The organism is Amycolatopsis balhimycina FH 1894, from assembly GCF_000384295.1.
GTDB classification, from domain to species: Bacteria; Actinomycetota; Actinomycetes; order Mycobacteriales; family Pseudonocardiaceae; genus Amycolatopsis; species Amycolatopsis balhimycina.
Genome location: NZ_KB913037.1, coordinates 930,849 through 952,015, shown reverse-complemented (window position 1 = coordinate 952,015; position 21,167 = coordinate 930,849). Strand labels below are relative to the sequence as shown.

Sequence of the window (21,167 nt, the reverse complement as noted above, 5' to 3'; positions counted from 1 at the left end):
TCCGGAACCGGAGGCGGCCTGCCCGGCGTTCGCGCCACGCGCGTGAGGCGCGCGCGGGCCGCGGACTAGCATCGACGGCGTCGTCTTTGTCACTCCAGCTTGAGGAGCCGATCGTGTCGCAGTCGCCCCCCGTTTCCCCCGTGGCCGCCTCCCGTGTGGTGGTACCGGCGGGCACTACGGCGGGCGCGGCGGTCCGCGAAGCCGGTCTGCCGACCAAGGGCGAGGACACGATCGTCGTAGTCCGCGACGCCGAAGGGAAGCTGCGCGACCTCGCCTGGGCCCCGGAAACCGACGCGGAGGTCGAGCCGGTCGCCGCGAACACCGAGGACGGGCGCAGCGTCATCCGCCATTCGGCGGCGCACGTGCTCGCCCAGGCCGTGCAGCAGCAGTTCCCGGATGCCAAGCTCGGTATCGGCCCGCCGGTCAAGGACGGCTTCTATTACGACTTCGCCGTGGACACTCCGTTCACCCCGGAGGACCTGCAGGCGCTCGAAAAGCGCATGAAGCAGATCGTCAAGGGCGCCCAGCAGTTCTCGCGGCGCGTTTTCGACTCCGTCGACGAGGCCAAGAAGGAGCTCGCCGACGAGCCGTTCAAGCTCGAGCTCGTCGATCTCAAGTCCGAAGTGGACACGTCCGAGGTGATGGAGGTGGGCGAGGGCGAGCTCACCATTTACGACAATCTCGACCCGCGCACCAAGGAACGTGTCTGGAGTGACCTCTGCCGTGGTCCGCACGTGCCGACCACGAAGTTCATCCCGGCGTTCAAGCTGACCCGCGTCGCCGCGGCGTACTGGCGGGGTAGCGAAAAGAACCCGCAGCTGCAGCGGATCTACGGCACGGCGTGGGAGTCGGCGGAGGCGCAGGACGCCCACCTCGAGCGCATCGCCGAGGCCGAGCGCCGCGACCACCGCAAGCTCGGCGCCGAGCTCGACCTGTTCTCCTTCCCCGAGGAGATCGGCTCCGGCCTGCCGGTGTTCCACCCGAAGGGCGGCATCATCCGCCGCGAGCTGGAGAACTACTCGCGCCGCCGCCACGAAGAGGCCGGCTACGAGTTCGTGAACACCCCGCACATCAGCAAGGGCGAGCTGTTCCACACCTCCGGCCACCTGCCCTACTACGCGGACACGATGTTCCCGCCGGTGCAGTTCGACGAGGAGAACTACTACCTCAAGGCCATGAACTGCCCGATGCACAACCTGATCTTCCGCTCACGCGGGCGGTCCTACCGCGAGCTGCCGCTGCGGCTGTTCGAGTTCGGCACGGTGTACCGCTACGAGAAGTCGGGCGTGGTGCATGGCCTGACCCGCGTGCGCGGGCTGACGATGGACGACTCGCACATCTACTGCACCAAGGAGCAGATGCCGGGCGAGCTGCGGTCACTGCTGAAGTTCGTCCTCGACCTGCTGGCCGACTACGGCCTCTCCGACTTCTACCTCGAACTCTCCACCCGCGGGGACTCCGAGAAGTTCATCGGCGAGGACTGGGAGTGGGAGGAGGCCACCGAGACGCTGCGGCAGGCCGCCGTCGACTCCGGCCTCGAGCTGGTCCCGGACCCGGGCGGCGCGGCCTTCTACGGCCCGAAGATCTCGGTGCAGGCCAAGGACGCCATCGGCCGCACCTGGCAGATGTCGACCATCCAGCTGGACTTCAACCAGAACAAGCGGTTCGAGCTCGAGTACACCGCACCCGATGGCACCCGGCAGCGGCCGGTGATGATCCACCGTGCGCTGTTCGGCTCGATCGAGCGGTTCTTCGGCGTGCTGACCGAGCACTACGCGGGCGCGTTCCCGGCGTGGCTCTCGCCGGTGCAGGTGGTCGGCATCCCGATCACCGCCGACCAGGTCGAGCACCTGCAGGACGTCGAGAAGGCGTTGCGCGCCAAGGGGATCCGCGCCGAGGTCGACGCGAGCGACGACCGCATGCAGAAGAAGATCCGCACGCACACCACGCAGAAGGTGCCGTTCATGCTGCTGGCCGGCGCGAAGGACGTCGAGGCGGGCGCGGTGTCGTTCCGCTTCCGCGACGGCGGCCAGATCAACGGCGTGCCGGTGGACGCGGCGGTCAAGGCGATCGCGGAGTGGGTCGAGCGCCGCGAAAACGCGTCGCCGTCGGCCGAGGCGCTGGAGACGGTCGTTCGGTGAGTGAGGGTCCCGAGTTCGTCGAACAGCAGGGCATCGGGGTCCAGGACGCGTTCCAGCGCCTCTGGACCCCGCACCGGATGGCCTACATCAAGGGCCAGGACAAGCCGGCGGACGACGAGGACACCGGCTGCCCGTTCTGCCGCATTCCGTCCCTGGACGACAAGACGGGCCTGATCGTCGCGCGCGGCGAGACGGTGTACGCGGTGCTGAACCTGTACCCGTACAACCCCGGCCACCTGATGGTGGTGCCGTACCGGCACGTCGCGGACTACACCGAGCTGACGGTCGAGGAGACGCGCGAGGTCGCCGAGTTCACGCAGCACGCGATGAAGGTGATCCGGGCGGTGTCCGGCGCGCACGGGTTCAACATCGGGCTGAACCAGGGCGTGATCGCGGGCGCCGGCATCGCCGCGCACCTGCACCAGCACCTGGTGCCGCGCTGGGGCGGGGACGCCAACTTCATGCCGATCATCGGCCAGACGAAGGTGCTGCCGCAGCTGCTGGGGGAGACGCGGGACCTGCTCGCCGACGCCTGGTGAACTCGTCTGGACCACCGGCGGCCGCCCCTCGGCCGCCACGTCCATGACCGGGAAAAACTCCTTATTGAGTGTTCAACCGCGGGTATAGTGGAGGTATGTCCGAAACCCGATGGCTCAGCGACGACGAACAACGCGTCTGGCGTGAGTTCAACGCGGCCACCCGGATGCTCAGCGCGCATCTCGAGGCCCAGCTGCAGCACGACTCGGCCATGCCGCACACGTACTACGAGGTTCTCGTGGCGCTCTCGGAAGCACCCGGCCGCCGGCTGCGGATGAGCGAGCTCGCCGACGTGCGGCAGGCGTCGCGGAGCCGTCTTTCCCACGCGGTCGCGAGGCTCGAAGCGAACGGGTGGGTGCGGCGCGAGGCGTGCCCGACCGACAAGCGCGGCGCCTGGGCGGTGCTGACCGACGCGGGGTTCACCGCGCTGGAAGCGGCCGCGCCCGGACACGTCGAGGCCGTCCGGGAAAGCCTGTTCGACCCGCTGACGCCGGAGCAGGTGAGGGCGCTCGGCGAGATCAGCGCGGCGATCCGCCGTCAATTGTCGCCGAAATGCGCCGCCGCCGTGGCCGCCGAAGAGGCGAGGGAGCACGAAGCCGACGTCGTCCGGCTCACGAAATCGGGCTGACCCGGGGCGGCGCGTCGGGGCCGCGCACGTGGGTCGATAGGCTGCCATCGCCCACCCGACCCTCGTAGCCAGGTGCCTCGACGAACCGATGCTCAATATCTTCGCGCGTGCCTCCGTCTCCCGCGTCACCGATCCGATCGGCCAGGCGCTGGTCCGCTCCGGGCTGACCCCGAACGCGATGACCGTGTTCGGCACCGCCGGCGCGGTGGTCTGCGCACTGATCTTCTTCCCGAACGACCACCTCCTGTGGGGCACCTTCACGGTGTGGGGCTTCGCCATGCTCGACATCCTCGACGGTGCCATGGCCCGGGCCCGCGGCTACGGCACCCCGTTCGGCGCGGTGCTCGACGCGACCTGCGACCGTCTGGTCGACGGTGCCCTGTTCGCCGCCATCGCCTGGTGGTGCTTCGTCGTCGACGACAACCACCCGGCCGCCGCCGCGGCGCTGCTGTGCCTGGTGCTGGCCCAGGTGATCTCCTACGTCAAAGCCCGGGCCGACGCCTCGGGCCTGCCGGTCGACGGCGGGCTCGTCGAGCGCGCCGAGCGGCTGATCATCGCGCTGGTCGGCACCGGCCTGCACGGCTTCGGCATTCCGTACACCGTGGACGTGACGCTCTGGCTGCTCGCCGCCGGATCGGTCGTCACGCTGCTGCAGCGCTTCGCCGCCGTAGCGAAGGCGGCCCGCGAAGCGGCCGCCGGGGAGCAGCCGGCATGAGCAGGGTGAGCGAGCGGCTGAGCGCCTTCGGCTACGCGGCCGGCTGGCGGCTCGCCGGCTGGCTGCCCGCCGGGTTCGGCGGCACGGTCTTCTCGCTCGGCGCGGACCTGGCGGTCCGGCGGGACGGCGGGGCCGTGCGGCAGCTGCGCGCGAACCTCGCCCGCGTGGTGCCGCAGGCCGACCCGGTCGAGCTGGACGAGCTGACGCGGCGGGCGATGCGCTCGTACGCCCGGTACTGGCACGAGATGTTCCGGCTGCCCTCGATGGACCACAAGGAGGTCAGCGCCAAGGTCGCGGCCTCGATCACCGGCGTGGAGAACCTCGACGCCGCGCTCGCCGAGGGCAACGGCGCGGTGATGGCGCTGCCGCACAGCGGGAACTGGGACGCCGCCGGCGTGTGGCTGGCCGACTACCTCGGCAGCTTCACGACGGTGGCGGAACGGCTGAAGCCCGAGTCGCTCTACCGCCGGTTCGTCGAGTACCGCGAGTCGCTGGGCTTCGAAATCGTGCCGCTGACCGGCGACAGCTCGGCGATGCGCGTGCTGCTGAAGCGGCTGCGGGAGAACAAGGCCGTCTGCCTGGTCGGCGACCGCGACCTCACCACGAGCGGGATCCCGGTGAAGTTCTTCGGCGAGCAGGCCCGCTTCCCCGGCGGACCGGCGCGGCTGGCGGCGACGACCGGCGCGGCGCTGATCCCGGCCGGCTGCTGGTTCACCGAAGACGGCTGGCAGATCCGGCTGCACCCGCGCATCCGGGTCACCGCGCGGGCCGAGGTCCCGGCCGCGACCCAGGCACTGGCGGACATCTTCGCCGGCGACATCGCCGCGCACCCGGCCGACTGGCACATGGTGCAGAAGTTCTGGCCGGCCGACATCGAGGCCGGCGACCGGGTCAGCCTCGAAGAAGCGAGCTGAGGCGTGGCCACGCGGCCGATGCGGGTCGGGATCGTGTGCCCCTACTCGTTCGACGTGCCCGGCGGGGTCCAGGGGCACGTGATCGACCTGACGAAGGCGCTGCTCGGCCGCGGGCACCAGGTGTCCGTGCTGGCGCCCGCCGACGAGGACGCCGACCTGCCGGAGTTCGTGCACCCGGCGGGCAAGGCACTCGGCATTCCCTACAACGGCTCGGTCGCGCGGCTGCAGTTCGGCCCGGTGTCCTACGCCCGCGTGCGGCGCTGGATCCGCGAAGGCGATTTCGACGTCCTGCACCTGCACGAACCGGCCGCGCCGAGCCTTTCGCTGCTCGCGCTGCTCATCGCGGACGGCCCGATCGTGGCGACGTTCCACACCGCGACGACGCGCTCGCGCACGCTGTCGGCGTTCCAGCCGGTGCTGCGGCCGCTGCTGGAGAAGATCACGGCCCGGATCGCGGTGTCGGCGCTGGCCCGCCGGGTCCAGGTGGAGCACGCGGGCGGCGACGCCGTCGAGATCCCCAACGGCGTCGACGTCGAGTTCTTCTCTTCGGCGACGCCGCTGCCGGGCTATCCGCGGGCCGGGGGCACGGTCGGGTTCGTCGGCCGGTTCGGGGAGCCGCGCAAGGGCATGGGCGTGCTGCTGGAGGCGCTGCGGCGGATCCTGCCGGAGTTCGAGGACCTGCGGCTGGTCGTCGTCGGCCGCGGCGACGAAGACCAGCTGCGCCGCGAGGCCGGGCCGGAGCTGGCGCCGCACCTGGAGCTGCTCGGCCAGGCCGACGACCACGTGAAGGCCCAGGCGCTGCGCAGCGTCGACGTCTACTGCGCGCCCAACACCGGCGGCGAGAGCTTCGGGATGATCCTCACCGAGGCGATGGCGGCCGGGACCCCGGTGCTGGCCAGCGGGCTCGACTCGTTCCGGCGGGTGCTCGACGACGGCCGCGCCGGGCAGCTCGTCGAGACCGGTGATCCGGCCGCGCTCGCGGACGGGCTTCGCGAGCTGCTCGGAGACCCGGCGCGCCGGGCTTCGCTGGCCGCGGCGGCGGGGGAGCGCGTCACGATGTACGACTGGTCGGTGGTGGCCACACAGGTGCTGCGCGTCTACGAGGCCGCCGTCGCCGCCGACCCGCGCCGGGTGGCGGCGCCGGAGCGGGAGTTCGCCCGGTGAGCGTGCTCGGCTGGCTGCTCCCGGTGCTCGCGCTGGTCGTCGTGCTGGGCGGGCTGTTCCTGGTGGCGACGGCGAACCGGCTCGACCGGCTGCACGTCCGGACGGACGCGGGCTGGGCCGCCCTGGACGCGGCACTGGCGCGCCGGGCCGTGGTGGCGCGCGCGGTCGCTCTGGTGCTGGGCGACACAGCGCTGCGGACGTCGGCCGAGCGCGCCGAAGCGGCGCCCCGGACCGACCGTGAAGCCTCGGAGAACGAGCTGACCTTGCGGCTGAGCCGCGTCGACCGGGCGATCCTGCCCGCCGAGCTGGCCGAAGAGCTGACCGACGCCGAGCACCGGGTGGTGATCGCCCGGCGCGTCCACAACGACGCCGTCCGCGACACGCTGCGGCTGCGGCGCCGGCGCAAGGTCCGGTACTTCCGCCTCGCGGGCACCGCACCGCTGCCGGAGTACTTCGAGTTCGCGGAGCCGGAGGTCTGACATGTGGTGGGTGGTCGTCGAGGAGCCGCGCGGGTCGGACCGGAACTGGTCGCTGTCGGAGACGTTTCCGCATCCCGACCGGGAGACCGCCGAGAGCGAGGCGCTGCGGCTGGCGCGGGAGTACCAGCCGGCCTACCCGTGGTCGCCGAAGTCGCGGAAGGTGCTGCGGGGCCCGGACGGGTACCTGGTGATCGTCGAGGGGCGCACGTCGACTTTCCACTTCCGGTTGAGCGTGCTCGAAGAGATCTGAAGCTGCCACACTGAACTCCATGAGTGAGACCTGCGACGTCGCCCACGGCACGGCCCCGGCCGACCCGGGCGTGCGGACGCTGGTGGCGGTGTTCGCGTCGCCGGTGTCCCGCTTCCTGCTCCGGTTCGCGCGCGACCTTGGCTACCACGTCGCGCTGTACGAACCCGATGCGGCGCGCGTCACCGACGTGCCGGACGGCATCGAAGCGGACACGACGCCGCCGCCGCTGGACGGCTCGGCGGACGTCGTCGTCACCGACCACCACCGGCCGGAGCTGGGCGTGGTGCTGAAGATCGCGCTCGAGGGGAAGCCGCGCTGGGTCGGCGTGCTCGGCAACCCGCGTCACGAGGGCCCGCACGTGGCCGCGCTGCGCGGGCTGGGCGTGCCGGACGAGGAGATCGCCCGGGTGCACCGGCCGGTCGGGCTGAACATCGGGTCGCGAACCCCGGCGGAGATCGCGCTGGCCACCCTCGCCGGCCTCCTGGCCGACCGCAACGGCCGCCCCGGCGGCTTCGACTTCGGCGCCTGACCCGCTTCGGTTTCCGTAACTCGCGTGCCGGAAAACGGATCTCGCGTGATTGAAGCCGTAACTCGCGTGATTGAAGCCGTGACTCGCGTGATCGGAGCCGTACCGCCTCGAATCACGCGAGTCACGGGCTCGATCACGCGAGATCCGGCTCCGATCACGCGAGATCCGGGCCTGTCAGTGGACTGCCATTCCTTCCGGCATCGGTTCGAACCTCGCGTGGCGGCGGGTGAACGTCGCCGTGCCCGAGGTCATCGACCGCAGGTCGATGAGGTACCGGAGCAGCTCGGTCGCCGGGACCTCCGCCCTGATCACCGTCCGCCCGCCTTCGCCGGCCTCGGTGCCGAGGACGCGGCCCCGCCGGGACGACAGGTCGCCGAGCACGGTGCCGAGGTGCTCGTCCGGCAGCCGGATCGCCACCTCCTCCAGGGGCTCCAGCATCGTGATGTGGCCGTTCGCCGCGGCCTCCCGCAGGGCCAGCGCGCCGGCGGTCTGGAACGCCGCGTCCGAGGAGTCGACGCTGTGCGCCTTGCCGTCGACCAGCGTCACCTTGACGTCGACGACCGGGTGCCCGTCGGCGAGCCCGCGCTGCAGCTGGGCCCGCACGCCCTTCTCGACGCTCGGGATGAACTGGTGCGGCACCGAGCCGCCGACCACCTTGTCCACGAACTCGAACCCGCCGCCGCGCGGCAGCGGCTCGACCTCGATGTCGCAGACGGCGAACTGGCCGTGCCCGCCGGACTGCTTGACGTGCCGCCCGTGTCCCTTGGCCGGTTTGGCGAACGTCGAGCGCAGGCTGATCTTCACCGGTTCGGTTTCGACGTCCGCGCCGCCCGCCCGCAGCCGCGACAGCACGACGTCGGCGTGCGCTTCACCCATGCACCACAGCACCAGCTGGTTGGTCTCGGCGTTGCGGTCCAGCCGCAGCGTCGGGTCGCCGGCGACCAGGCGGGCGAGGTTGCGGGCCAGGGTGTCCTCGTCGCTGCGGGTCTTCGCGACCACTGCCACCGGCAGCAGCGGTTCCGGCATCGCCCACGGCTCCATCAGCAGCGGATCGTCGGGGGAGGAGACGGTGTCGCCGGTTTCCGCCGAGCCCACCTTCGTGAGCGCGCAGAGGTCGCCCGCGACGCAGTAGGGCACCTCCCGCAGGTTCGCGCCGAGCGGCGAGTAGAGGTGCGCGACGCGCTCGTCGGCGTCGTGGTCCTCGTGGCCGCGTTCGGCGAGGCCGTGCCCGGACACGTGCACCGGCCGTTCGGGGCGCAACGTCCCGGAGAACACCCGGACGAGTGACACCCGGCCGACGTAGGAGTCGACGGCCGTCCGGACGACCTCCGCGGCGAGGGGGCCCGCGGGGTCGGCGCTGATCGCGGAGTGCGGGCCGCCGTCCGGCGTCGTGACGTCGGGTGGCCGGTGCTCCAGCGGGGAGGGGAACGCGCGGACGATCCCGTCGAGCACCTCGGCGAGGCCGATCCCGCTGGTCGAGCACACCGGGATGACGGGGTGGAAGGAGCCGCGCGCGACGGCGGTTTCGAGGTCGCCGATCAGGGTTTCCTCGGCGATCTCCTCGCCGGCGAGGTAGCGGTCCATCAGGGACTCGTCCTCGCTCTCGGCGATGATCCCTTCGATCAGCTCGTTGCGGGCCTCGGCCATCCGCTCCAGGTCGGCCGGATCGGGCTCGCCGATCTTGGGCGGGTGGCCGCCGGAGTAGTCGAAGTACCGCTGGGTGATCAGCCCGACCAGGCCGTCGCCCGCGGGGAGGTACAGCGGCAGCACGCCGGCGCCGAACGCGGACTGGCAGGCGCCGATCTCCGCCGTCGCGTCGGCCCGGTGGTGGTCGAGCCGGGAGACGACGACGGCGCGCGGCATCCCGACCGCGGCGCACTCCTCCCAGACGGCGACCGTCGCCGCGTCGACGCCTTCGGCGGCGCTGACGACGAACAGCGCGGCGTCGGCCGCGCGCAGCCCGGCCCGCAGTTCCCCGACGAAGTCGGCGTACCCGGGCGTGTCGATCAGGTTGATCTTGTGGCCCTGGTGCAGCACGGGGGCGACCGAAAGGCCCACCGAACGCTGCTGGCGGACCGCCGCCGGGTCGTGGTCGCACACCGTCGTCCCGTCGACCACCGAGCCCGCGCGCGGCACCGTGCCGGACGCGGCGAGCAGGGCCTCCGCCAGGGTGGTCTTCCCGGAGCCCGCCGGGCCGACGAGCACGACGTTGCGGACCTTGGCGGGGTCGTCCACAGCGACGGCGGCCCCGGTGTCGGCGTTCTTGGCTTGTTTGTCTGCCATGACGACTCCTCGGCGAACGGCTGATGTACGGGATGTGTCCTCGATCACACACCCGCTACCCTGGTCACGGCAAGGCAGGGCTCCGGGGACCAGCCGAATGCCCAGGCGCGCGGCAGGGGTCCGGGAAGCGCGGCAGGGGCCCGGGGGCGTGCGGCAGGGGGAGGACATGGCGATGGACAGGCGGACCTTCTTGCGGATGTCCGGGGCGGTCCCGGTGGCGGGCCTGGCGGAGTGGCCGCCGCCGGACGACTGGGAGCGGCTGCGGCGGCGGCTTTCCGGGCCGCTGTTCCGGCCCGGCGACCCGGAGTACCCGGAGGCCAAGCAGGGGTACTTCACGATGTACGACGACCGCACGCCGGCCGCGGTCGTCGGCGCGGCGCGCGTCGAAGACGTCCAGGCGGCGGTCGGCTTCGCGGCCCGGCACCGGCTGCCCGTCGCCGCCCGCGGCGGCGGGCACAGCTACCCCGGCTACTCCACTGTGGACGGCGGGATCGTGGTGGACCTGAGCCGGTTTTCGGGGATCGACGTGCGCCCGGACGGCCGCGTGGTGATCGGCGCGGGGGCCCGGCTCGGGCCGATCGCGACGACGCTCGCCGCAGCCGGGCGCGTGCTGCCGGCGGGCAGCTGCGACACCGTCGGGATCGCCGGGCTGGTCCTCGGCGGCGGCGTCGGCGTGCTCGACCGCAAGTACGGGCTGACCTGTGACCACCTGGAGGCGGCGCGGATCGTCACGGCGGACGCCCGCGTGCGCACGGTGTCGAGGGCGGCGGAGCCGGATCTGTTCTGGGCGCTGCGCGGCGGGGGCGGCGGCAACTTCGGCATCGTCACCGGCTTCACGTTCCGGACCGTGCCGATCGCGGACGTGGCCACCTTCACCCTGAAATTCCCGGCGGGCACCCAGACGGCGTTGTTCGCCGCCTGGCAGGAGTGGCAGCCGTCGATGCCGGACGAGCTGTGGTCAGGGCTGAACCTCGACGCGACCGCCGCCAACGCCGGCGGCAGCTTCCTCGGGCCGCAAGCCCGGATGGACGGGCTGCTCGACGACCTGATCCGCCGCGTCGGCACCCGGCCCACCGAGCGGGAGGGGCGGGTGCTGGACCACCTGACCGCGATGCAGTCGTTCGACGATCCGGAATCCCGGCCCGGGGCGGTCGCGGCGCGAGCGGCGTACGTCGGGACCTCGCGCATGCTGACGCGGCCCGCCGACGACCCCGCCGCGGTCGTCGAGGTGCTGCTCAGCGAGCCGGGCGTCGGCACGCTCATCGACTCCGGCGGCGGTGCGATCGCCCGCGTCGGCGTGCGCGAAACGGCGTTCCCGCACCGGAAGGCCCTGGCCAGTTTCCAGCTTCTGCACGGCGCCGCCCCGGCGGACGGCGGCGAAGCCGAGGCCAGGCGCGCGCTCGCCGTGGTCCGTGACGGGCTGGGGCCGGAGTTCGGCACGACGGGCTACGTCAACTACCTCGACCCGGAGATGCCGGACTGGGCCGAGGCGTACTACGGGGTGAACCTGGCGCGGCTGCGCGCCGTCGCGCGGAAGTACGACCCGCGAGGAATTTTCGCGTTCCCGCAAGGGCTTTCTTCACCCCGCTCCACTGTCCACATGGGATAGACCTAGACTGCGCCGGACCCGAGGCAGAGAGGCAGCGCGTGCTCGACCTGGCTTTTTCCACCGAAGACCTGGCACACACCCGGTTCGCGTTCTCCCCGGCGTGGGAGATCGTGGCGAGCGTCCGCGTCCTGAACTCCCCGGGCGAGCACGCCCTGCACCTGCCGTGGGTCAAGCGCGCCACCGTGGCGCTCGGCGAAGCCGGCCTCGACATCGGGCTCCTGCGCGACCTCGTCCCGCTGCGGCACCTGCCCGGCTTCCTGGCCGGGACGCCGTCGACGCCCCTGCCCGAGCTGGCCGACGAGCTCGCCGACCTGCGCGACGTGCCGCCCCGCTTCGTCCGGCGCGAGCTGGACGCGATGTCCGGGCCGCGCTCGCCCGCGCTGAGCCGCTTCCACCGCGACCCGGAGGCGGGTCTCGAGCGGCTCGCGACGCTGATGGAGCGCTACTGGGACCTCGTGCTCGCCCCCGAGTGGCCCCGGATCCGCGCGCTGCTCGAGGCCGACGTGCTGCACCGGTCCCGGCTGCTGGCCCAGGGCGGGGCCGCCGAACTGTTCAACGACCTCACGCCGCTGGTCCGCTGGCAGAGCGGCACGCTGACGGTCGCGCACCGGCACCTGCGCGCGGCGGTCCCGCTGGACGGGCGCGGTCTCGTGCTCGTGCCGTCGGCGTTCGTCTGGCCGCGGGTGTTCTCCAAGACCGACGCGCGCTGGCAGCCGGTGCTGCGCTACCCGCCGCGCGGCATCGCCACGCTGTGGGAGACCGGCACGGCCACCGCGCCCGGGGCGCTGGCCGCCGTCGTGGGCCGTGGCCGGGCCATGCTGCTGGCCGAACTGGGCGCCCCGGCGTCCACCGCGGAGCTGGCCCGGCGGACCGGGCTGAGCACCGGCGCGGTGTCGCAGCACCTCGGCATCCTGAAGGCTGCGGCGCTGGTCAGCGGGCACCGTGCCGGACGTCACGTGCTCTACGCGCGTACTCCGCTCGCGGAAGCCCTGGTCGCGGGCACCGGCGAAGTGGACTGCTGAGATACCCGCGTACTGGCCTGCCTGAAGGGTCCACCGCCGACTTACGCTCGGAAGCGTAACCCCCGATTTCGTGTCGAAAGGCCCCGTCGTGTCCGAGCAGCAGACCACTCCCACCAGCGGCCCCGTCCAGTCCGTCACCGGCACCGCCAAGGTGAAGCGCGGCATGGCCGAGATGCTCAAGGGCGGCGTGATCATGGACGTGGTCACCGCCGAGCAGGCCAAGATCGCCGAAGACGCCGGCGCCGTCGCGGTGATGGCGCTGGAGCGCGTGCCCGCGGACATCCGCGCCCAGGGCGGCGTCGCGCGGATGAGCGACCCCGACCTGATCGACGGCATCATCGAGGCCGTCTCGATCCCGGTGATGGCGAAGGCCCGCATCGGCCACTTCGTCGAGGCGCAGGTCCTGCAGTCCCTCGGCGTCGACTACATCGACGAGTCCGAGGTGCTCACCCCGGCCGACTACGCCAACCACATCGACAAGTGGGCGTTCACCGTGCCCTTCGTCTGCGGGGCGACCAACCTCGGCGAGGCGCTGCGCCGGATCACCGAGGGCGCGGCGATGATCCGCTCCAAGGGCGAGGCGGGCACCGGCGACGTCTCCAACGCCACCACCCACATGCGGAAGATCCGCGGCGAGCTCCGGCGGCTGCAGTCGCTGCCCGAGGACGAGCTGTTCGTCGCGGCGAAGGAACTGCAGGCGCCGTACGAGCTGGTCCGCGAAGTGGCCGAGGCGGGCAAGCTGCCGGTGGTGCTGTTCACCGCGGGCGGCATCGCGACCCCGGCCGACGCGGCGATGATGATGCAGCTCGGCGCCGAAGGCGTGTTCGTCGGCTCGGGCATCTTCAAGTCCGGTAACCCGGCCCAGCGCGCCGCGGCGATCGTCAAGGCGACGACGTTCCACGACGACCCGGACGTGCTCGCGAAGGTCTCGCGCGGTCTCGGCGAGGCCATGGTCGGCATCAACGTCGAAGAGGTCCCGGAGCCGCACCGGCTGGCCGAGCGCGGCTGGTAAAGCCACGTCGATCGCGCAAGGGGCCCCGTGAACGCCTGTCCACGGGGCCTCTCTCGTGCGCTGGGATGCGGTCTACACCGTCATGGTGCGGTGCGCCGCGAGGTAGGCGACGAGGTTGTCAGGCCGATACGGCGGCTGCATCTGCCCGTGGCGGTCCACCGCGGTGGACGCGGCGAACTCGGACTGCGGGTCCACCGTGCCGATGCCGCGAACCACCGAGCCGAACAAGCGGAAGAACGCGTTGGGCGAATCATGCAGTACGCCGAGCGGGTTGCCGGGGAGCAAGCCGGTGAAGGCGTCCGGCTCGAAGGCGAGGCCGCACTTGTGCGCCCGGTCGGTCATCCAGCGCAGGGCGAGGTCCGAAAGGTCGGACACCGGATGCCCGCCGCCGACGTCGGAGTGGTCCCCGGCGAACCAGACCTGTTCGTGCTCCTGGCCGCTCTGTGACGGCTCCCAGACCGCCGGTTCGAACGACGGGCGGTGCTCGTCCACGGCCAGGGCCTGGAAGGCCGATTGCACGATCGAGGACAGCCGCGTGTCGTGGAACTGCCAGCGCCGGTTCAGCACGTTGAGCAGGCGGCCGCCGCTCAAGGGGATGCCCAGTGCGCCGACGGTGTCCCAGACCCCGATGAACCGGATCGGCGTCCTGTCTTCGTGGGCGTATTTCCGGCGGAACTCGGTGGCCTTCGGGCTGTCCGGGCCGGTGGCCGAGGTGTCCCGGTCGCGATAAAGCTGGTAGGCCTCTTTGACGAGGCCTGCGTTCTCGCGGCGGAGGACGCCGCAGTTCCGGATGAAGCCCACGGTGCTGCGCGCGGTGAACGCGCCGCGGCTGAAGCCGAAGAAGAAGAGTTCGTCGCCGGGCTCGTAGTTGTCGACGATGAACCCGTAGGCGTCCTGCACCTTGGCCGAGAGTCCCCACCCGAAAGCGCCACCGGTGAGGTGGTCCCACAGGTTCGGCCCGGTGCCGACGCCGTCGCCGTGGAAGGCCTTCTGGCGAATGCCGGCGGAGTCCGTTTCGGCGACCGCGTTCTTGACCTTCGCCACGTTCGTGGGATTCGGCTGGCCTAGTTTGTTCCAGGTGCCGTCGCAGCAGATCACCAGACGTTTCGCCATGTTTCCTCCCCGGCGTCGGATCATTGTGAGTCGCACCTGGACGGTGGCGTGTTACGCGCGAAAATACGAATCCCGCCTTGGTTTCCTGATTTCCGGATCGACCTCCGGTCGGTGATTTCTCCTCGCCCGGGAGTCCGTATCACGGCCGCCGGAAGGCGCTCTGTCTTGGCGGAGGTGTCATCATGTGGACTGTCGGTTTTTGGAAAGACGCGCTCGAACGTTCGGTCCGGACGGCCGCGCAGGCGGGCGCATCGGTGTTCGTCGCCGCCGGGTCGGGGCTGCTCGACATGCACTGGCTCACGTTCTTTTCCACGGTGGGCACGGCGACGGTGCTGTCGCTGCTGATGTCGATCGGAGGCGTGATCAAAACTCCGGACGGGACCGCGGCCTTGTACTCGAAGAGCAAGAGCGACGGGCGGACATCGGAGGACCCGCCGCCGGTCGACGTGGTTCCGGCGACGTCGTCGAGTTCGTGACGTCGGGTCGGCGTGCCTGCCAGAACGCCGAAGTGGGGAACCGGCGCTCCCAGCCGTAGATTTCCGAATGGCGGGCGTAGTAGCCGGCTGCCATGGCGTCGACCAGAGCGAGGTAGTTCGCCCGGTCGCCGTCGGCCAGGGCAGCCGCCGCGGCGATCGCCGTTCGCAACGCGGAAGTCACCCCGCCGGACGAAAGCGGGTCCGTCGCGAAGGCGGCGTCCCCGACCGCCAGCCAGCCTGGCCCGGCGCAGGGCCGCAGCCGGTGGCCGGCGGCGGTGACGACCCGGACGGGGCTCTCCGCCCGGCCGCGCACGAACTGCCGGACGTAGGTGGTGGCCACCAGGGCCGCGCGCCACCCGGCCGGCGTCGCCAGTCCGGCCCGTGCCGCGATGGGTGCGTCGGTGAAGCAGGCCACGATCCGGTGACCGTCCGGCAGGGGCGCCGAATACCACCAGCCCTCCGCCACGGCCTCCACGAAGGTGTCGCGGAACGGCTCGTCGCCGCGGCGGGGGACCACCCGGGCCGCACAGACCAGCCGGTCGTGCCGGGCCGGCCGGGCGTCGAGTTCGCGGGAGATCCGGGCCGCCCGGCCGGTGGCGTCCACCACCGCGTCCGCATGGGCGGGGATCGCCGCGTCGACGGTGAAGCCGCCCGCGATCCGGTGCACTCGCCGGACCCGCGACGGAAAGACCGTCGCGCCGGCCCGTGCCGCGGCGGTCGCGAGCATCTCGTCGAAGCGGGCCCGGTCGACGTGCCAGCCAGTACCGTGTGGACTGAACAGGAACGACTGTGACGACACCTCGTCGGTGCCCCAAGCACCGGACGTCCCGTACGACGGCAGCGCACCGAGCGCGGCGAAGCCGGCTCCGACACCGAGTTCGTGCAGCACGGGGTTCACGGCCGGTGGCAGGGACTCGCCCAGGCGCGGCCGCTCGCAACCCGGGGCGTCGTACAACCCGACGTCGGCGCCCAGGCGCGCCAGCAGCAGCGCGGTCGCCGAGCCGGCCGGACCGCCGCCGATCACCGCGACGTCGAGGTGCCTCACTGGTTCAGCGGGTCGCTGTCGGTTTCGACGAGTCCTTCGGCCTGCCGCGTGACGAACCCCATCCTGGTCCAGCCGCCATTCACGAACACGGGTCTGCTGTACCCCCGGTTCCACTGAACCGGCGCGGCGCCGGGCGGGGAGCCGGCCGGCACGACCTGGCCGGGCCGGGGCGCCGGCCACCAGAGCGGGTTGCACGCGTGGAAGTCGGCTTGCCACGGCAGCGACATGCCCGCGGTCACCTGACCGGGTTCGACCTGGTTGTGGTCGAGCCGGAACGACGGCTGCCCGTTGACCGTCTCGATCGGCCCGTACCTCGCGGGTTCGAGGAGGAACTCCCCGGCCTCGATGCCGGGGCGGAGCGCGCCGCCGACGCAGTTTTCCAGTGCGGCCTTGTCCATGCCGTCGGGCGTGAAGTCCTTGGACACCGGTGGTCCGTCCACCCACGTCATGTCCCAGGAGATGTCCGGGTTCCCGGCCTTCGCCCAGACCCGCATCCGCTGTTTCTGGGTCGGCGTCAGCGGCAGGTCCAGCGCAGCGCCGCGGCCGGACGCGAGCCGCGGCATGTGCCCCACTTTGGCGAGCTGTTCGTCGAGCTCGCGGGGTGACACGGGGTGCCGGAAGTGGTGGTGCGGCTTGGCGACCGAAGCGACCGCGCCGGAGTCGATCGCGGCCTGCAGGATGGGGTAGATGTCGTCCACGTAGGACGGCGGCGCGGATTTCTGCTGCTCTGTCGCGAGCGCGTCGAACATCGCGTCCCAGAGCCGGATCGCGCTGCCGACCGGCGGCGCGAAGTTCGGGGGAGCGGTGATCACCCAGGACCCGGCCACCGGGTGGTCCGCGCCGTTGATCCGGACGGTCGCCGTGACCGGGCCGTCGGCGATGTCGTCGTACCAGTTGTCGCTGTCGTCCTGGACGGACAGCGACGTGTGGGCGGGGGACCCGGTGGCGCCGGCTCCGCCGAAAACCAAGAGCCGCCCGTCGTCGTCCAGCCGGATTTCCCCCAGCGGAACCCGCTGGGGGCGGCACTCCTTGAGGATGAACTTCCCGGTGCCGAACTCGGCGCGACGATGGAGCCGGTCGACGGTGCGCGGCCCGGGATCGATCACCAGGTCGCGGAGCGCGTCGCCGGAATAGCCACTGTTCCGCGTCGAATCGGGCCGGAACAGCCGGGCGGCCGCTTTCGCGTTGACGAGGTGGACGGTCCAGGTGATCTCGACGCCGGGTCCTTCGACCAGTTCGGTGGGGACGCCCCGTTCGTCGTAGGCGAACAGCCGGAACCGCGCGACCTGGCGCTTGATCCGGTGCGAGCGGTCCTTGTAGGACCCGTCCGCCGGTGCCGAACGGTCCCACTGCCGCTCGGGGCCGATGAAATACTCGTCCACGCTGTTCCCCACGCGCGCGATACCGATCGCCGGGTGAATGCGTACCTCGACCACACCCATTTGAGCCCACCTCGACAGAAATCTCGCGAACCACGGTTTCACGCCGCCTCGACCTCCAGAGTCGCGGCCGGGAAAAGAACGTTACTGTGCCGATCGTTACTAATCCGACCACAGTCACGGCCGAATGGCTTTGTAGCAACGGTTGCGTCCCGCGCGGGGGGTCGGCCTACTTTTGGCCGGATTAGTACACCGAGCGATTTCAATGACCGGCTCCGAAACAGCCGAATCCCGCGGCGGCGACGAGCGCTTCCAGCCCGTTGCCGCGCAACGACTTCTGGGCGTCGGCCAGCGCGGCCGCCGGCGCGGCGCCGCGCGCGAGCCCCCGGTGGAATTCGACCATCAGCGGCCGGGTTTCCGCGTCGGGCACGGGAACCACGGACGCGATGAGGTGAACCGTGCCCGATCCCATGAACGTGGCGCTGAGGCCGAGGAGCTCGTCCCCCGTGCACACCACCGACCGGCCACTGTCGCAGGAGGCGAGCACGACGGTCCGCGGCACCCGGTCGAGCCGTTCCAGGTCGTGCACGACGAGCGGGCCGTCGTGCAGCCGCAGGTCGGAGAACAGCGGCTGGTCCACGGCGAGCCTGCCGTGCGCGGCCAGGTGCAGGGTGTCGGCCGTGCCCACGGCCTTCAGCACGGCCTCGACGGTGGCGGCTTCGCCCGCGAGCGGGGCGACGCCGTGCAACGCCGCCACGGCCTGTGCTTCGTCGTGGGCTCCGGCCAGGCCGGGCCCGGCGGCGACCGCGACCGTGCCGAGGACCGCGTCGCGGCGTTCGGCGGCGGCGTGCCACAGCGTGGCCGACGGCGACACCGTGACCGGACGCCCCGAGCAGGACGGCAGCACCGACCACGGCACACTGTGCAGCGAACCGGTCGGCACCAGGACGAGCGGCCGGTCACCGATCTCCGGCAGGAGCCCGAAAAGGGTCCGGTCCAGCACCTCCGCGGTCCGCTGCAGCAACGTCAGCGCGGCGGCCCGGGACTGCGCGCTGCCGGTGCGGTGCGCGAGGCGCCGGAGGGCGAACGCCAGGCGGGCCACCAGCTCGGCGACGTCGTCGTCGGCGGCGCCCAGCGCCCGCAGCCGCAGCCGCCCGCCGACCAGGCTGAGGGCGTGCAGGGCGCCGTCCGCCCGCGCGAACTCGATGAGCGCGCGATCGCCGAGGTCGAGGTCGGCGACCTTGACCGGGGTGGCCGGCGGCTGCCCGGGCACGCCCGGGTAGAGCCGCGCCCGGTCCCGGATCCGGCGTTCGAGCAGGGACTGCCGGTGCCGCAGGTCCGGCGCCGCGCGCCCGGGCTGGTCGATCTCCCGGACCGTGGCGCGCAGTTCGGCGAGCAGGGCGGCGAGCTCCGGGTCGTCGGGCGGGCGCACCGGCCGGTGGGCGAGCCGGCCGGCCCGGCCGCGTTCGGCCCACTCGAAGACCCGTGCCGGCTCGCCGGAGCGGAGGGCGAGCCGCAGCCCGAGTTCGCTCAGCTCGCTGCGGTGCGCGGCGGAATGGGCCCGCAGGTCGGTCGCCCCGAGCGACGCGGCGTGCTCGTCGAGGATGCGCAGCCCGGCCCGCACCGCCCGGTCCGTGGCCTGGGCGTTCCCGTCCTCCCAGGCCAGCAGGGCCCGCGCGTACCAGCCGCGCGCGCGAAGCGCGGCCGGCCCGCGCCGGTCCACCGCGCCGGCGCGGTGGAGGTGGAACCGGCTCCGCTTGGCTTCGGCGCGGGAGCCGGCCAGCCGGGCGGCGGCGAGGTGGGCTTCGAGGGCCGCGGCGGGCCAGCCCGCCGAGCTCAGGGTGGCCACCATGGTCTCGGCGTCCTCGCCGGAGATCGGCGTGTCATGCCCGAGCGCCAGCTGGGCCCGCAGCACGCCCAGCTGGGCCAGCGCCGCCCATTCCGCGCGCTGCTGGGCGACGAAGTCCCGGTGGGCCTGGCGCGCCTGGTCCAGCGCGGTCGTCCAGTCGCGGCCGAGCACCGCGGCTTGGGTGAGCAACAGGCGCGCGGCGGGCACGAGCAGGTGCCGCTGGTCCCGTTCGAACGCGAGGACGGCTCGCTGGGCGGCGTCGGCGGCCTCGCCGCGCGCGCCCACCGACAGCAGCAGTTCGGCCTGGTCGGAGAACACCGGGCCGAGCTGGCCGCCCAGTTCGCCGATCGCCTGCTCGGCCCGGCCGAGCCGGGCGAGCGCGGCGGGAACGTCGCCGCGCACGGTCTCGAGGAAGCCGAGGTTCTCGTCGATGATCGCCGTGGCCAGTTTCCGGCCGAGCCGCCCGGCCAGCTCGCGGGCCTCCTCCAGGTCGGCCTCGGCGGCGGGGAAGACGTACCGTTCGGTGTGCAGGATGCCGCGGTTGACCAACGCGCGTTGCAGGTTCAGCAGGTCACCGCCGTCACGCAGCAGCGAAATGGCGGACTCGTACTCGGTGTGGGCCTCGGTCAGCCTGCCGATCTGGTGCAGGATGTCGGCGCGCTGGGCGCGCGCCCGCGCGTGCCCGGCCCCGGTGAGCGAAGCGACGGCGTCGTCGATGTTCCGCAGCGCTTCGTGGGGTTCTCCGCGCTGGAGCAGTGCCGCCGCGAGCGGGATTCGTGTTTCGCCGGCGAGCGCGGGGGAGCCGGATTTCTCCGCGAATTCTACGGAATCTCGCAGGTGACTGATCGCGCTGTCGACGTTCCCGCATTGCAGCAATGCGCGGCCCCAGGCCCGCTCGGCGATCGAGGCCGCGGCGTCGTCGCCCTCGGCGTCGGCCTGCCGTTTGGCCCGTTCCGCGACCGGCACGGCGCGACCGGCGTCGACGTCGGCACGGCGCAACGCCTCGAGTGCCTGATCGAGGGCCGCGGTCGGGTTCATGCCTGACAGCATGAACCGTGTTGGCGGTATCCGGAACTAATTTTCCGATGCTGGAATCAAACGGGTGAGGGACGCCTCCGTCGAGCATGGGCCGAGTACGAGCGGAAGGCAGATCATGACTGTGCAGACCGAACTGATTGTCGACTCCCGGTACGTCGAAGACGTGGGAAACAAACTGAAGGATCTCCGGGTCTGGGCGGGAGCAACGGAACCGGAGACCGACGACGTGCTGCAGTTGTCCTTGATAAGGGACCTGGCCGGAATCGCGGAGTTCGCGACGAAGACCCGCGCGAAGTATTGGCAGGAGATCTCCGCGCTCGAGCGCCGCGGCGGCCGGCAGTTCACCGATCTCGACGTGCTGTTGTACGAGGTGCGCAATCAGTTCGCGAGCGAACTCGGAGCCCTTCCGGCGATCGGGAAGAACCGGGACACCTTGATCGGCTACCCGCAGCACAAGGGGCTCGGTGATCCCGATTTCGGTGACCGGATCGACCCGCCCGGTAACACCTACGAGGTCACGGCGGAGAACCCGGTTCGCGTCGGCATCGTGGACACACCGCTGTATTGGCACCCCGATTTCCCGAAAGATCAGATCGAGGCCGAGGACGGCGTGGCGGCGGAGCCCGACCGGAAGGGCATCTATTCGGTCTGGGCCGGGCACGCCACCTTCGTCGTGGCCGCCGCGGGCAACCTCGGCCACATCGCCCGGCCGCCGTGGCAGATCTGGCCCGCGGCGATGAACGGTGTCCTCGCCGTCGGGGCGGCCGGCGCGGACTTCAGCATGAAACGGGACTGGGTCGACACCGAAGCCGACGGCCTGCAGGTCAACGGCTACTACCTCGACAAGCCGGTGCGGCTGTCCGACGCGTCGGAGCAGAACTTCGAGGGTTTCGCGCGGTGGAGCGGGACGTCGTTCGCCGCCGCCGCCGTCACGGGCAAGATCGCCCACGATATCGCGTGCGGCAAGCGCTGACCGGCCCTTCG

General features: G+C 71.9%; 19 protein-coding genes. 14 read left to right on the top strand and 5 right to left on the bottom strand.

Annotation, left to right across the window (positions count from 1 at the left end):
- The first annotated feature begins 113 nt into the window (after positions 1 to 113).
- From thrS to A3CE_RS0103440, 9 genes are all read left to right on the top strand, one after another.
- The gene (gene thrS / locus A3CE_RS0103480; RefSeq protein WP_051183735.1) at positions 114 to 2,141 is read left to right on the top strand and encodes a threonine--tRNA ligase; all 2,028 of its coding nucleotides are present in this window, start codon (positions 114 to 116) and stop codon (positions 2,139 to 2,141) included.
- Complete coding sequence (locus A3CE_RS0103475) at positions 2,138 to 2,680, top strand: HIT family protein (RefSeq protein WP_020638673.1); 543 nt, start codon at positions 2,138 to 2,140, stop codon at positions 2,678 to 2,680. The genes thrS and A3CE_RS0103475 overlap by 4 nt, the downstream gene beginning before the upstream one ends.
- Positions 2,681 to 2,775: 95 nt before the next feature.
- Positions 2,776 to 3,306 (top strand): MarR family winged helix-turn-helix transcriptional regulator, encoded by a 531-nt coding sequence (locus tag A3CE_RS0103470; RefSeq protein ID WP_020638672.1) that lies wholly within the window; start codon positions 2,776 to 2,778, stop codon positions 3,304 to 3,306.
- 88 nt (positions 3,307 to 3,394) lie between these two features.
- Positions 3,395 to 4,021, top strand: coding sequence for a phosphatidylinositol phosphate synthase (gene pgsA, locus A3CE_RS0103465; protein WP_020638671.1), 627 nt, complete (start codon positions 3,395 to 3,397; stop codon positions 4,019 to 4,021).
- A complete protein-coding gene (locus tag A3CE_RS0103460) occupies positions 4,018 to 4,935 on the top strand; it encodes a phosphatidylinositol mannoside acyltransferase (RefSeq protein WP_026468104.1) in 918 nt (305 codons plus the stop codon). Before pgsA ends, A3CE_RS0103460 begins: the two co-directional genes overlap by 4 nt.
- Positions 4,936 to 4,953: 18 nt before the next feature.
- Positions 4,954 to 6,099 (top strand): glycosyltransferase family 4 protein, encoded by a 1,146-nt coding sequence (locus A3CE_RS0103455; RefSeq protein ID WP_026468103.1) that lies wholly within the window; start codon positions 4,954 to 4,956, stop codon positions 6,097 to 6,099.
- Positions 6,096 to 6,578 carry a hypothetical protein gene (locus A3CE_RS0103450; RefSeq protein WP_020638668.1) on the top strand — a complete coding sequence of 161 codons (483 nt, stop codon included), beginning with the start codon at positions 6,096 to 6,098 and terminating at the stop codon, positions 6,576 to 6,578. The genes A3CE_RS0103455 and A3CE_RS0103450 overlap by 4 nt, the downstream gene beginning before the upstream one ends.
- A 1-nt stretch (position 6,579) precedes the next feature.
- Positions 6,580 to 6,828 (top strand): hypothetical protein, encoded by a 249-nt coding sequence (locus A3CE_RS0103445; RefSeq protein ID WP_020638667.1) that lies wholly within the window; start codon positions 6,580 to 6,582, stop codon positions 6,826 to 6,828.
- Between the two features lie 19 nt (positions 6,829 to 6,847).
- Positions 6,848 to 7,357: an XdhC family protein gene (locus A3CE_RS0103440; RefSeq protein ID WP_020638666.1), complete on the top strand. Its 510-nt coding sequence runs from the start codon at positions 6,848 to 6,850 to the stop codon at positions 7,355 to 7,357.
- 174 nt (positions 7,358 to 7,531) lie between these two features.
- Here A3CE_RS0103440 and A3CE_RS0103435 read toward each other — a convergent pair whose 3' ends face one another.
- On the bottom strand, positions 7,532 to 9,640 hold the full coding sequence (locus tag A3CE_RS0103435) for an elongation factor G-like protein EF-G2 (RefSeq protein WP_020638665.1): 2,109 nt from the start codon (positions 9,638 to 9,640) through the stop codon (positions 7,532 to 7,534).
- Positions 9,641 to 9,812: 172 nt separating this feature from the next.
- On the opposite strand from A3CE_RS0103435, the gene A3CE_RS0103430 reads away from it, so the two are divergent.
- From A3CE_RS0103430 to pdxS, 3 genes are all read left to right on the top strand, one after another.
- On the top strand, positions 9,813 to 11,249 hold the full coding sequence (locus A3CE_RS0103430; protein ID WP_020638664.1) for an FAD-binding oxidoreductase: 1,437 nt from the start codon (positions 9,813 to 9,815) through the stop codon (positions 11,247 to 11,249).
- 38 nt (positions 11,250 to 11,287) lie between these two features.
- On the top strand, positions 11,288 to 12,271 hold the full coding sequence (locus tag A3CE_RS0103425; protein ID WP_020638663.1) for an ArsR/SmtB family transcription factor: 984 nt from the start codon (positions 11,288 to 11,290) through the stop codon (positions 12,269 to 12,271).
- An 88-nt stretch (positions 12,272 to 12,359) separates the two neighbouring features.
- Entirely contained in the window at positions 12,360 to 13,283 is a 924-nt protein-coding gene (pdxS, locus tag A3CE_RS0103420; RefSeq protein WP_020638662.1) for a pyridoxal 5'-phosphate synthase lyase subunit PdxS, read from the top strand.
- A gap of 72 nt (positions 13,284 to 13,355) precedes the next feature.
- Here the strand turns inward: pdxS and A3CE_RS0103415 are convergent, their stop codons facing one another.
- Positions 13,356 to 14,396: a DUF2235 domain-containing protein gene (locus A3CE_RS0103415; protein WP_020638661.1), complete on the bottom strand. Its 1,041-nt coding sequence runs from the start codon at positions 14,394 to 14,396 to the stop codon at positions 13,356 to 13,358.
- A 182-nt stretch (positions 14,397 to 14,578) separates the two neighbouring features.
- Here A3CE_RS0103415 and A3CE_RS59730 point away from each other — a divergent pair, with 182 nt between their 5' ends.
- Positions 14,579 to 14,872 (top strand): holin, encoded by a 294-nt coding sequence (locus A3CE_RS59730; RefSeq protein WP_084641219.1) that lies wholly within the window; start codon positions 14,579 to 14,581, stop codon positions 14,870 to 14,872.
- Here the strand turns inward: A3CE_RS59730 and A3CE_RS49890 are convergent.
- The 3 genes from A3CE_RS49890 to A3CE_RS0103395 form a co-directional block, all read right to left on the bottom strand.
- Complete coding sequence (locus A3CE_RS49890; RefSeq protein WP_020638660.1) at positions 14,760 to 15,917, bottom strand: NAD(P)/FAD-dependent oxidoreductase; 1,158 nt, start codon at positions 15,915 to 15,917, stop codon at positions 14,760 to 14,762. The genes A3CE_RS59730 and A3CE_RS49890 overlap by 113 nt on opposite strands.
- A complete protein-coding gene (locus tag A3CE_RS53240) occupies positions 15,914 to 17,359 on the bottom strand; it encodes a LodA/GoxA family CTQ-dependent oxidase (protein ID WP_020638659.1) in 1,446 nt (481 codons plus the stop codon). The genes A3CE_RS49890 and A3CE_RS53240 overlap by 4 nt, the downstream gene beginning before the upstream one ends.
- Positions 17,360 to 17,558: 199 nt before the next feature.
- Positions 17,559 to 20,183 (bottom strand): CHAT domain-containing protein, encoded by a 2,625-nt coding sequence (locus A3CE_RS0103395; protein WP_020638658.1) that lies wholly within the window; start codon positions 20,181 to 20,183, stop codon positions 17,559 to 17,561.
- Between the two features lie 115 nt (positions 20,184 to 20,298).
- Here A3CE_RS0103395 and A3CE_RS0103390 point away from each other — a divergent pair, with 115 nt between their 5' ends.
- A complete protein-coding gene (locus A3CE_RS0103390) occupies positions 20,299 to 21,156 on the top strand; it encodes a S8 family serine peptidase (protein ID WP_026468101.1) in 858 nt (285 codons plus the stop codon).
- Positions 21,157 to 21,167: the final 11 nt, after the last annotated feature.

Excerpts from the sequence above, each read along its gene's own strand:
- A3CE_RS0103470 (WP_020638672.1), top strand. The coding sequence starts at position 2,776 with ATGTCCGAAACCCGATGGCTCAGCGACGACGAACAACGCGTCTGGCGT.
- pgsA (WP_020638671.1), top strand. The coding sequence starts at position 3,395 with ATGCTCAATATCTTCGCGCGTGCCTCCGTCTCCCGCGTCACCGATCCG.
- A3CE_RS0103460 (WP_026468104.1), top strand. The coding sequence starts at position 4,018 with ATGAGCAGGGTGAGCGAGCGGCTGAGCGCCTTCGGCTACGCGGCCGGC.
- A3CE_RS0103455 (WP_026468103.1), top strand. The coding sequence starts at position 4,954 with ATGCGGGTCGGGATCGTGTGCCCCTACTCGTTCGACGTGCCCGGCGGG.
- A3CE_RS0103445 (WP_020638667.1), top strand. The coding sequence starts at position 6,580 with ATGTGGTGGGTGGTCGTCGAGGAGCCGCGCGGGTCGGACCGGAACTGG.
- A3CE_RS0103440 (WP_020638666.1), top strand. The coding sequence starts at position 6,848 with ATGAGTGAGACCTGCGACGTCGCCCACGGCACGGCCCCGGCCGACCCG.
- A3CE_RS0103435 (WP_020638665.1), bottom strand. The coding sequence starts at position 9,640 with ATGGCAGACAAACAAGCCAAGAACGCCGACACCGGGGCCGCCGTCGCT.
- A3CE_RS0103430 (WP_020638664.1), top strand. The coding sequence starts at position 9,813 with ATGGACAGGCGGACCTTCTTGCGGATGTCCGGGGCGGTCCCGGTGGCG.
- A3CE_RS0103415 (WP_020638661.1), bottom strand. The coding sequence starts at position 14,396 with ATGGCGAAACGTCTGGTGATCTGCTGCGACGGCACCTGGAACAAACTA.
- A3CE_RS59730 (WP_084641219.1), top strand. The coding sequence starts at position 14,579 with ATGTGGACTGTCGGTTTTTGGAAAGACGCGCTCGAACGTTCGGTCCGG.
- A3CE_RS53240 (WP_020638659.1), bottom strand. The coding sequence starts at position 17,359 with ATGGGTGTGGTCGAGGTACGCATTCACCCGGCGATCGGTATCGCGCGC.
- A3CE_RS0103395 (WP_020638658.1), bottom strand. The coding sequence starts at position 20,183 with ATGAACCCGACCGCGGCCCTCGATCAGGCACTCGAGGCGTTGCGCCGT.
- A3CE_RS0103390 (WP_026468101.1), top strand. The coding sequence starts at position 20,299 with ATGACTGTGCAGACCGAACTGATTGTCGACTCCCGGTACGTCGAAGAC.